This is a genomic window from Bacteroides cutis, from assembly GCF_900241005.1.
GTDB classification, from domain to species: Bacteria; Bacteroidota; Bacteroidia; order Bacteroidales; family Bacteroidaceae; genus Bacteroides; species Bacteroides cutis.
The window spans coordinates 1005236-1015251 of record NZ_OEST01000001.1; the positions used below are offsets into that span (position 1 = coordinate 1005236).

Consider the following 10016-nt stretch of genomic DNA (forward strand, 5'->3'; position numbering starts at 1 on the left):
ATTAATCGGTTGATCTCTAGCCAAGATTATTTATGATATGAATAGGTACTATTGAAAGAGGAATTTATCCGATAAAAATTCTCTTTACGAGAATCATTTGTTTGTCCCTATCCATGTCCATTTGTGCCAAATGTATTCTAACGGCCCTTGTTTGTGTCCTGTCAACCACCATTTACAGAATTTTACTTGTAAAAGAAATACGCAAAAGCCGATTAATAGGCTTAGTGTATATCCGCAATAAGGGGCGAGGTATAAGCCGAATGGAAAATAGATAATCGCTCCTATTATAGACTGGGATATATAGTTCGTAAGACTCATTTTTCCGTAAAATCTTAAGTCCATAACCGATTTATTAAATTTCTTACTTTGATAAAGCAGGATAAATGAAGCTATCAATACTAAAGTGAAAGCTAATTTTTGCCACATGTCAAATGCCGTTCCGGCTGATTGCTGTACGATTGTATCGTTTGTCATAATCAGTTCTTTCAAAGTATATAAAGGAGCGAAAGAAATAGCGGATATTATCAATGTCTTTGTCCAAAAGCGGAGATTTTTTTCTGTTGCGACAAACAGTTGTTTTCTGCCGATATAGAAACCTAAAAGGAATAATCCGGCTGTCTGGAAGAAACGTCCGGCATTTACTGCCCATAATAAACTGGCTTTTTGACCTAAGGTAATATTACCCCAGATGAAATTCCAAAAGTTGCCTGATTTTGTATATTCTGCCACTTCTGTATACATTTCACCAACTTTCAAATCTGGCAACTGGTGTGCGGGATTTATCAGATTGGCTATATAATGATACCATTCAACAGGTTGTAATAGGAAGATGACAGCGGTTATGAATATAGCTTTATTATTCCAATTCCGGGTGAGGAACAAAACAACTCCCACAACAACAAACAGTAGCAATACATCTCCGGCAGGAAAAAAGGCTGCATTTAAAGTTGCAAATACAGCCAATAGCGCTAGACGCCAAAGAAAGCGATAGCCGAAATCTTTACCCTGTTTCTTCTGGTTATTGCTCTGGATGTAGAATGTAAATCCGAAAAGGAGTGCAAAGATAGCATAGGCTTTTCCGGCAAATAGGGTGAAAACACTGTTGAAGACTCCTTGGTCTAATATATCCAGCCAGCTTGGAGAGTCGGTGGGGTAGATCGGGAAAATGAAATGTTCCAAGTTATGAACTAAAAGGATAGCCATTACGGCGAAGCCTCGCAAGGCATCTACTACCTCGATACGAGGATTTTTATCGATGTGTTGTTCCATGAATTATTTTGTATTATGATATTTCAATGGTTACATTGATCCTTCATTGATCGGTTACGTTTTCGTGTTGCACAAAAGGATTTAAAATAAAAAAAGACCGCCAAGAGTGGAAGCCTCTCAACAGTCTAAATCTTCATTAGTAGCGGGACCCGGGATTGAACCGGGGACCTCATGATTATGAATCATGCGCTCTAACCAGCTGAGCTATCCCGCCATCATTTCTTGATTGCGGGTGCAAAGATATAGCTTTTATTTAAAATGCCAAAACTTTTATGAGGATTTTCTGTTATTTCTTTGATGGTCGGAAAGAAATTTGGGCTTTTTATCCTTTTATGTTAACAGATTTGTGCCACATTATCAGATGTTTAGAACTTTGTTGACAGATACGTCTAAATAAATTTAATGAATTATTTTCTGTAATTAGAAAAAAGTATTTATCTTGGCTGACGCAAATAAGAAAGCAGAATAAACTATGGAAAGAAAGAAAGTTCATTTGCAATATCTTTTAAATGCGACTTCTAAAAGTATCCTTTGGACAGCGATAAGCACACCTACCGGTTTGGAGGGCTGGTTTGCAGACAGGGTGCAGTCGGATGATAAAACCGTTTCCTTCTTTTGGGGGAAAAACGAAAAACGTGATGCTGAGATTATAGCCGTGCGGGCATATTCCTTTATTCGTTTTCGCTGGTTGGACGATGAGAACGTACGTGAGTATTTTGAATTAAAAATGACAAATAGTGAGTTGACAAATGATTTCGTCCTTGAAATTACAGATTTTACAGATGAGGATGACGTGGATGATTTACGAGAATTATGGGACTCACAAGTAGACACTTTGCGTAGAACGTGTGGTTTTTAGTTAACTTTCAATTAAAAATTTCCCATACTCCCTTTTTTGTGCTATTTTTGTGTCTTCATTGCATGAAACAAGTAAAATGCTGCGCATAAAAAAGTTAGATATATTTATACTAAAGAGTTTTTGCATGCTCTTTATTGGTACGTTCTTCATCTGTCTTTTCATCTTCATGATGCAGTTCCTATGGAAATATGTGGATGAGATGGTGGGAAAAGGATTGGAAGTGAGTGTATTGGCTCAATTTTTCTTCTATTCGGCGCTTACATTAGTACCGCTTTCGTTGCCATTAGCCATTTTGTTGGCGGCTCTTATCACTTTTGGAAATTTTGGAGAACGGTTTGAATTGCTTGCCATGAAAGCAGCGGGTGTTCCTTTGTTGAAGATTATGCGCCCGTTGATTATTTTTATTACTTTTATCTGTTGTGTTTCTTTTTATTTTCAGAATGTTATCGGACCGATAGCAGAGACAAAGTTATGGACATTGTTGTTTTCGATGAAACAGAAATCTCCTGAAGTGGATATACCTGAGGGTGTTTTTTATGATGAAATAGATGGTTATAATCTTTATGTAAAGCATAAAAATCGTAAGACGGGTATGCTTTACGACGTGTTGATTTATAATTTCGAAAAGGGGTTTGAAAATGCGCAGATTATCAAGGCGGATTCTGGAAGATTGGAAATGACGGCTGATAAGCAACATTTATATCTACATCTGTATAGTGGCGAACAGTTTGAAAATCTGAAATCACAGAATATGAGCCAGAAAAATGTTCCTTACCGTAGGGAGACTTTTCGGGAGAAACATGCGATCATAGAATTTAATTCTGACTTCAACATGGTAGATGCGGGCTTTATGAGTAATCAGTCCAGAAGTAAGGATATGAAGATGCTACAAGCAGGTATTGATTCTATGAAAGTACTGAATGATAGTGTGGGAAGGGTTTATTATCAGGAGGCCATGGGAGGAACTTATAAACCTACTTCCACTGTGTTGAGTAAACAGGATACCGTGAAGATTGAAACAGCTAATCTGCGTTTTTATAATGTAGACAGCTTGTATAATGTGGCAACATTGGCGCAGAAGCAGAAAATACTTTCTACTGCCGTTAGCCGTGCGGAGAGCGCTGCCAGCGATTGGAGTTTCAAGAGTTTCAGTCTTTTACAAACTGAATCGAGCCTGAGACGACACATGACTTCGTGGCATGATAAACTAACGCTTTCTTTGGCGTGTCTTATTTTCTTCTTTATCGGTGCACCGTTGGGAGGTATTATCCGGAAGGGTGGTTTGGGTATGCCAGTGGTTGTGTCCGTACTTATATTCATTATCTATTATATTATAAATAATACGGGCTTTAAGATGGCTCGTGACGGTAAATGGATTGTGTGGATGGGCATGTGGACCAGTACAGCGGTATTGGCGCCATTGGGGGCTTTCCTTACTTATAAGTCGAACAATGATTCTGTAGTGTTGAATGCAGATGCTTATATTAACTGGTTTAAGAAAATTGTAGGTATCCGTAGTGTACGTCATTTATTCCGGAAAGAAGTGATTATCCATGATCCGGATTATGTACGCCTGCCGGATGATTTGCGGAAATTATCTGTCGATTGCCGCGTGTATGCTGATAAAAAGAGATTGAAACGTGCGCCTAATTATGTAAAATTGTGGATGAATGATGCACCACGTGATGAGGAAATGGTAGAAATCAATGACCGCCTGGAAAGTTATATAGATGAGATGTCAAATACGAGATCTGTTGCTTTGTTAACGGCATTGAATAATTATCCGGTTATTCCGGTTCATGCTCATGTGCGTCCTTTCCGTAATTATTGGCTTAATATGCTTTGTGGTATAGTATTGCCGTTGGGGCTGTTCTTTTATTTTCGTATTTGGGCATTCCGTATTCGTTTGAGTAAAGATATGGAACGTATCATTAAAACCAATGAAGAAATATTGCGAATTATAGAAACGAAATAGAATAAATAAACAATAATAAGATGGAAAAAGTACAATTGAATACAATAGAAGAAGCTATTGAGGATTTCAAGGCGGGTAACTTTGTAATAGTAGTTGATGACGAAGATCGTGAAAATGAAGGAGACTTGATTATTGCTGCTGAGAAAATTACACCGGAGAAGGTGAACTTTATGCTGAAACATGCCCGTGGAGTATTGTGTGCTCCGGTCACTGTATCTCGTTGTAAGGAGTTGGATTTGCCACATCAGGTTACGGACAATACTTCTGTGCTGGGGACTCCTTTTACCGTAACTATTGATAAATTGGAAGGTTGTACTACCGGTGTATCGGCTGCCGATCGTGCTGCAACTATCCAGGCATTGGCAGATCCTGCTTCTACTCCGGCTACATTCGGGCGCCCCGGGCATATCAATCCGTTGTACGCACAGGAAAAAGGTGTATTACGTCGTGCTGGGCATACCGAAGCTACCATCGACATGTGTCGTCTATCAGGATTTTATCCGGCTGGAGCATTGATGGAAATTATGAACGAGGATGGTACGATGGCACGTTTGCCCGAGTTGCGTAGAATGGCTGATGAATTTAATCTGAAACTGATTTCTATCCGTGACATGATTGCATACCGCTTGAAGCAAGAATCTATTGTTGAAAAAGGTGTGGAGGTAGATATGCCTACTGAACACGGACATTTTCGTCTGATACCTTTCCGTCAGAAATCCAATGGATTGGAACATGTAGCTTTGTTTAAAGGTGCTTGGAGTGGGGATGAACCAGTGTTGGTACGTGTACACTCTTCTTGTGCAACGGGAGATATCTTCGGATCTATGCGTTGCGATTGTGGTGATCAGCTGCATAAAGCAATGGAGATGATTGAAAAAGCTGGTAAGGGGGTGATTGTTTATTTAAATCAGGAAGGTCGTGGTATTGGTCTGATGGAAAAGATGAAAGCATATAAACTCCAGGAGGATGGATTGGATACAGTAGATGCTAATATTTGCTTGGGGCATCTGGTAGATGAGCGTGATTATGGGGTAGGAGCTCAGATCCTTCGCGAATTGGGTGTACACAAGATGCGCCTGCTAACCAATAATCCTGTAAAACGTGTAGGCTTGGAAGCATATGGATTGGAGATTGTGGAGAATGTACCAATTGAAACTTCCCCCAATCCATATAATGAACGTTACCTACGCACAAAGAAAGAACGTATGGGACATACGCTTCATTTTAATAAGTAACTGTCTTTTTGTTTTCGCATTTCAAATAAAATCGCTTATTTTGCAATCAAATTTGCATAACAACCATTAATAAGAAACAAAATGAACCAATTATCAGACCGCTTGAACAGCTTGTCGCCTTCTGCGACACTGGCTATGTCTCAAAAGAGTGCAGAGCTGAAAACTCAAGGTGTAGACGTGATTAATTTGAGTGTCGGTGAACCTGATTTTAACACCCCTGATCACATAAAAGAAGCTGCGAAAAAGGCGATAGACGACAATTTTTCTCGTTATTCCCCTGTACCGGGTTATCCGGCTTTGCGCAATGCTATCGTGGAGAAACTGAAAAAAGAAAATGGTCTGGAATATACGGCGGCACAAATCTCTTGTGCCAATGGTGCCAAACAATCGGTTTGCAACACTATAATGGTGTTGGTAAATCCGGGTGATGAGGTTATCGTTCCTGCGCCTTATTGGGTGAGTTATCCGGAAATGGTGAAACTTGCTGAAGGTAAGCCGGTGATTGTAACCGCAGGTATCGAACAGGATTTCAAAGTTACACCTGCTCAATTGGAAGCTGCCATTACTCCAAAGACAAAGGCTTTAATTCTCTGTTCTCCATCTAATCCTACTGGTTCTGTATACAGTAAGGAGGAACTTGCCGGGCTAGTCGCTGTATTGGTTAAGTATCCGCAAGTAATTGTGATTGCAGATGAAATTTATGAACATATCAATTATATCGGTAAACATCAGAGCATTGCACAGTTTCCTGAAATGAAGGAACGTACAGTGATTGTAAATGGTGTCTCCAAGGCGTATGCCATGACTGGTTGGCGTATTGGTTTTATTGCTGGACCAGAATATATTGTAAAGGCATGTAACAAGCTGCAAGGTCAATATACCTCAGGCCCTTGTTCTGTATCTCAGAAGGCTGCTGAAGCTGCCTATACGGGTACGCAGGCTCCGGTTGAAGAAATGCGTAAAGCTTTTGAACGTCGTCGTGACCTCATTGTAAAATTGGCCAAGGAAGTTCCGGGATTTGAAGTGAATGTACCGGAGGGTGCTTTCTATTTGTTTCCGAAATGTAGTTCATTTTTCGGTAAGTCTGTAGCTGAGCGCAAAATTGATAATTCAGATGATTTGGCAATGTATTTGTTGGAAGTTGCTCATGTGGCTTGTGTAGGTGGTACATCATTTGGTGCTCCTGAATGTATTCGTATGAGTTATGCTACTAGCGATGAAAATATTGTAGAAGCTATTCGCCGGATTAAGGAAGCGTTGGCAAAACTTGCTTAACTTTGTAATATCGTTGAACAAACAGAAAGGCTCGGTTTCATTGAAACCGAGCCTTTCTTTGTTTTCTAAGGATCGTATTATTCTCCCGGATGAATTGCTTCAGAAGGACAAACATCTGCACACGTACCACACTCTGTGCAAGCTTCTGGATCAATATGATAGATATCACCTTCAGAGATAGCGCCTACCGGACACTCGTCGATACAAGTACCGCAAGCAATACAATCTTCACTAATTACGTAAGCCATTTTCTTTAATTTTTTAATTATTAGTATTAATTGGTTCGACAAAAATAAGTGTTTTCTTCATTACTAACTATCAATCTTGATTAAAAAGAACTAATTTGTATACTGTCTAAATAGCTATTCTCGAGCTAGTCTCAAATAATATCTATACTGATAGATTGATATTCAGTTATTTAAGTGGGTGTGGTAATGGAAATCAGTACCGGGATAGTTATGTATTCGTTACTTTCATTGCTATTATTACATACTCACTTCATGTTATGACTGTGTTTGAAGATATCTATGCTCATAGGATATCTGTATACAAGTTCCTCTATTGGAATACTTAGTATAGTTCCAAACCAAACTCATCTTTTAATTGTAAGAGGGCATCGTTCTTTTGTGCCATCATCTGAAATTTTTCTACACGACCATATACCCGAACTTTTTCGGTAGGAGCACTGATACGTACAGTCATAGTGACTTTACGGTTTTTTAGGCGAGTACGTAAATAATCTTGTAAAGCTGGTATCAATGAGGTAAATTCCTTAGCTATAATTTCATTGTCCACTACGGCCTCAAATGTTGTGGCATTCAGAAGATTGACGTGCATATTCTGCATACGTTTAGCAATAGCAACCTGTTCTTTGGGCATTCGTCCGGCATATTCTTGCCAATAATAATTGACATCTCTTTCATTGAAGATAAAATCTTCTTCTATTGGTACGCTTTGTTGTACTGTATGAATTGTATTGGTAGGTTTTGGATCATCTTCTGCTTTGGGGCGTTTAATGGAGACGCCAAGTCCCGACATTTTTATGACGGGTATTTTCTTCTCTTCTTTACCTTGTAACAACAACACTGAAGTTGGCGTGATATGTGTTGGTGCAGTGGTTGTCGGTTTGGAGGCGGTTATAGATGTAGTAGGTGTGGTAGATGGAGTTACAGAAACTACTTGAGGACGGGTCACATTATTTACTTGTGACCGAGTCGTAGCTTGAGCAACCTGTGGCTGCTGTATAACCGTAGATTGCGTAAATATGGGTTTGATAATTTGTTTAGGGCTACGCCCACCGACGGAATCATCCTCTTCGGCAATAAGTTGTGTGACTTGTATCAAAGTGAGTTCTACCAGTAATCTTTTGTTTTTGCTGGCACGATAACTTAGATCACAGTCGTTGCAGAGTTTCATGGCGCGGTATAAAAAAGACAATGGGCATTTTTGTGCCTGTGCTTGATATCGTTTCCGGATACTTGCACCTACCTCGAGCAATGGCAGGGTAGCAGAATCCTTACTTACCAAAAGGTCGCGCAAGTGTGAAGAAAGTCCCGTGATGAAATGGCTGCCATCAAATCCTTTGTTCAATACATCATTTAACAAGAGCAGGGCATCGCTGATTTTATTTTCAAGAAAGAAATCCGTCAATCGGAAGTAATATTCATAATCCAATACATTGAGGTTTTCAATCACACTTTGATATGTGATATGTCCACCTGTAAAACTCACTACTTGGTCGAAAATAGATAAGGCATCACGCATGCCACCGTCTGCTTTTAGGGCTATGACATTCAGAGCTTCCGGTTCTGCTATGATATCTTCTTTAGAAGCTACATATGCAAGATGAGCTACGGTATCTTCTACGCTGATGCGGTTGAAGTCATATATCTGGCAACGTGATAGGATAGTCGGTAATATCTTATGCTTTTCAGTAGTAGCAAGAATGAAAATGGCATGTTTGGGTGGTTCTTCCAATGTTTTCAGAAAAGCATTGAAGGCAGAAGCGGACAACATGTGTACCTCATCAATGATATAAACCTTGTATTTACCTATCTGTGGCGGAATACGTACCTGTTCTACCAGTTGGCGGATATCGTCTACGGAGTTATTGGAAGCGGCATCCAGTTCGTGAATATTATAAGAGCGTTGTTCGTTGAAAGCTATACATGATTCGCATTGGTTACATGCTTCTCCATCTGTCGTGGGGCTCATGCAATTGATGGTTTTGGCAAAAATACGGGCGCAAGTTGTCTTTCCTACTCCCCGTGGTCCACAAAAGAGATAGGCGTGCGCCAGTTTACCTGTAGCGATTGCATTTTTCAGTGTGGTAGTCAATGCGCATTGACCTACTACCGACTCAAAGGTAGATGGACGGTATTTACGTGCCGATACTATATAATTTTCCATATTTAGGGTTTTCTTATTATGCAAATGTACGCAAAAAAAAGAAATTTTTCAGTTATTCCTTTTATCTTTGTACCATAATATTTAATCATTGAATCAACGTGGATAAACTTGTTTCCTTTTGGTTATTTGTCTGTAAGAACAAGTATTTGATTACACTTGTACTGTTTGCGGTGCTTATCGGATTTTTAGATGAGAACAGTATTGTTCGCCGTATGGGTTATGCGCGTGAGGAAAGTCGCTTGCGTGAAGAAATAGATAAGTTCCGGACGGAATATGAAGAGAATACTCGTCGTCTCAATGAACTTGCCGTTGATTCCGGTACTATTGAACGCATTGCGCGCGAAAAGTATCTGATGAAAAAGCCCAATGAAGATATTTACGTATTTGAAGAAGATATAGAAAAATGAAACAATTGATACCCGCTCTTTTTACTGTAGGTGCTGTTATGGTTCTCATAGGGGCCGCTGTTTATATTACTGGTTGGATGCTCGCGCCTTATGTATATACTATTGGTGCTACCTTTGTTGCTTTGGCACAGATCAATTCCCCTTCGAAATCTAAAAAAACGAATGTGAAACGTCTCCGTCGTCAGCAAATATTCGGTGCTTTGTTGTTGGTCTTAACGGGGGCGTTTATGCTTTTTACTCATGGTAATGAGTGGATTATCTCACTTACAATTGCTGCTATCCTTGAACTTTATACTTCGATACGTATTCCTCAGGAGGAAGTAAAAGGAGAATAATAGTCTTTGAGGATATTTTTTCTTTTTCTTTCCGTTCCTGTTTTTTCTTTTTCTCTTTCTCCGCTCGTGCGTATATATAATAATGTGTTTTCTTTCCGTGTTTTTTCCTCTTCCCTTTGGAAATATGTTTTATAACATCCTTATCAGTCAGCGTATTAGCAAAAAGTTTCATTTTTTTTTAAAAAAAGAGTCATATATATTTGCGTGTTATTATCAAATGCCCTACTTTTGCATCCGCTTTCGGGAACGAGA

9 protein-coding genes and 1 tRNA gene are annotated in these 10016 nt (G+C 39.4%); 6 read left to right on the top strand and 4 right to left on the bottom strand.

Going from position 1 to position 10016, the window contains the following annotated elements:
* Positions 1 to 93: 93 nt before the first annotated feature.
* Both C1A09_RS03890 and C1A09_RS03895 read right to left on the bottom strand, forming a co-directional pair.
* Complete coding sequence (locus C1A09_RS03890) at positions 94 to 1269, bottom strand: DUF418 domain-containing protein (RefSeq protein WP_101542382.1); 1176 nt, start codon at positions 1267 to 1269, stop codon at positions 94 to 96.
* Between the two features lie 140 nt (positions 1270 to 1409).
* A tRNA-Met gene (locus C1A09_RS03895) sits at positions 1410 to 1483 on the bottom strand.
* Between the two features lie 258 nt (positions 1484 to 1741).
* Between C1A09_RS03895 and C1A09_RS03900 the strand changes: the two genes are divergently transcribed.
* From C1A09_RS03900 to C1A09_RS03915, 4 genes are all read left to right on the top strand, one after another.
* Positions 1742 to 2128 (top strand): START-like domain-containing protein, encoded by a 387-nt coding sequence (locus tag C1A09_RS03900; RefSeq protein ID WP_101542383.1) that lies wholly within the window; start codon positions 1742 to 1744, stop codon positions 2126 to 2128.
* 76 nt (positions 2129 to 2204) lie between these two features.
* Positions 2205 to 4103, top strand: coding sequence for an LptF/LptG family permease (locus tag C1A09_RS03905; RefSeq protein WP_101542384.1), 1899 nt, complete (start codon positions 2205 to 2207; stop codon positions 4101 to 4103).
* A gap of 20 nt (positions 4104 to 4123) precedes the next feature.
* A complete protein-coding gene (locus C1A09_RS03910) occupies positions 4124 to 5338 on the top strand; it encodes a bifunctional 3,4-dihydroxy-2-butanone-4-phosphate synthase/GTP cyclohydrolase II (protein ID WP_101542385.1) in 1215 nt (404 codons plus the stop codon).
* A gap of 81 nt (positions 5339 to 5419) precedes the next feature.
* A complete protein-coding gene (locus C1A09_RS03915; protein WP_101542386.1) occupies positions 5420 to 6613 on the top strand; it encodes a pyridoxal phosphate-dependent aminotransferase in 1194 nt (397 codons plus the stop codon).
* A 77-nt stretch (positions 6614 to 6690) separates the two neighbouring features.
* On the opposite strand, the gene fdxA is transcribed toward C1A09_RS03915, so the two are convergent.
* Together fdxA and C1A09_RS03925 are read right to left on the bottom strand one after the other, a co-directional pair.
* Positions 6691 to 6861: a 4Fe-4S ferredoxin gene (fdxA, locus tag C1A09_RS03920; RefSeq protein ID WP_101542387.1), complete on the bottom strand. Its 171-nt coding sequence runs from the start codon at positions 6859 to 6861 to the stop codon at positions 6691 to 6693.
* 322 nt (positions 6862 to 7183) lie between these two features.
* The gene (locus C1A09_RS03925; protein ID WP_101542388.1) at positions 7184 to 9022 is read right to left on the bottom strand and encodes a DNA polymerase III subunit gamma/tau; all 1839 of its coding nucleotides are present in this window, start codon (positions 9020 to 9022) and stop codon (positions 7184 to 7186) included.
* Positions 9023 to 9120: 98 nt separating this feature from the next.
* On the opposite strand from C1A09_RS03925, the gene C1A09_RS03930 reads away from it, so the two are divergent.
* Both C1A09_RS03930 and C1A09_RS03935 read left to right on the top strand, forming a co-directional pair.
* Positions 9121 to 9429 (top strand): FtsB family cell division protein, encoded by a 309-nt coding sequence (locus C1A09_RS03930; protein ID WP_101542389.1) that lies wholly within the window; start codon positions 9121 to 9123, stop codon positions 9427 to 9429.
* Positions 9426 to 9764 (top strand): hypothetical protein, encoded by a 339-nt coding sequence (locus C1A09_RS03935; RefSeq protein WP_101542390.1) that lies wholly within the window; start codon positions 9426 to 9428, stop codon positions 9762 to 9764. Before C1A09_RS03930 ends, C1A09_RS03935 begins: the two co-directional genes overlap by 4 nt.
* Positions 9765 to 10016 lie beyond the last annotated feature (252 nt).

What these genes read in the sequence shown, in the direction of transcription:
- C1A09_RS03890 (WP_101542382.1), bottom strand. Translation starts at nt 1,269, where the DNA reads ATGGAACAACACATCGATAAAAATCCTCGTATCGAGGTAGTAGATGCC.
- C1A09_RS03900 (WP_101542383.1), top strand. Translation starts at nt 1,742, where the DNA reads ATGGAAAGAAAGAAAGTTCATTTGCAATATCTTTTAAATGCGACTTCT.
- C1A09_RS03905 (WP_101542384.1), top strand. Translation starts at nt 2,205, where the DNA reads ATGCTGCGCATAAAAAAGTTAGATATATTTATACTAAAGAGTTTTTGC.
- C1A09_RS03910 (WP_101542385.1), top strand. Translation starts at nt 4,124, where the DNA reads ATGGAAAAAGTACAATTGAATACAATAGAAGAAGCTATTGAGGATTTC.
- C1A09_RS03915 (WP_101542386.1), top strand. Translation starts at nt 5,420, where the DNA reads ATGAACCAATTATCAGACCGCTTGAACAGCTTGTCGCCTTCTGCGACA.
- fdxA (WP_101542387.1), bottom strand. Translation starts at nt 6,861, where the DNA reads ATGGCTTACGTAATTAGTGAAGATTGTATTGCTTGCGGTACTTGTATC.
- C1A09_RS03925 (WP_101542388.1), bottom strand. Translation starts at nt 9,022, where the DNA reads ATGGAAAATTATATAGTATCGGCACGTAAATACCGTCCATCTACCTTT.
- C1A09_RS03935 (WP_101542390.1), top strand. Translation starts at nt 9,426, where the DNA reads ATGAAACAATTGATACCCGCTCTTTTTACTGTAGGTGCTGTTATGGTT.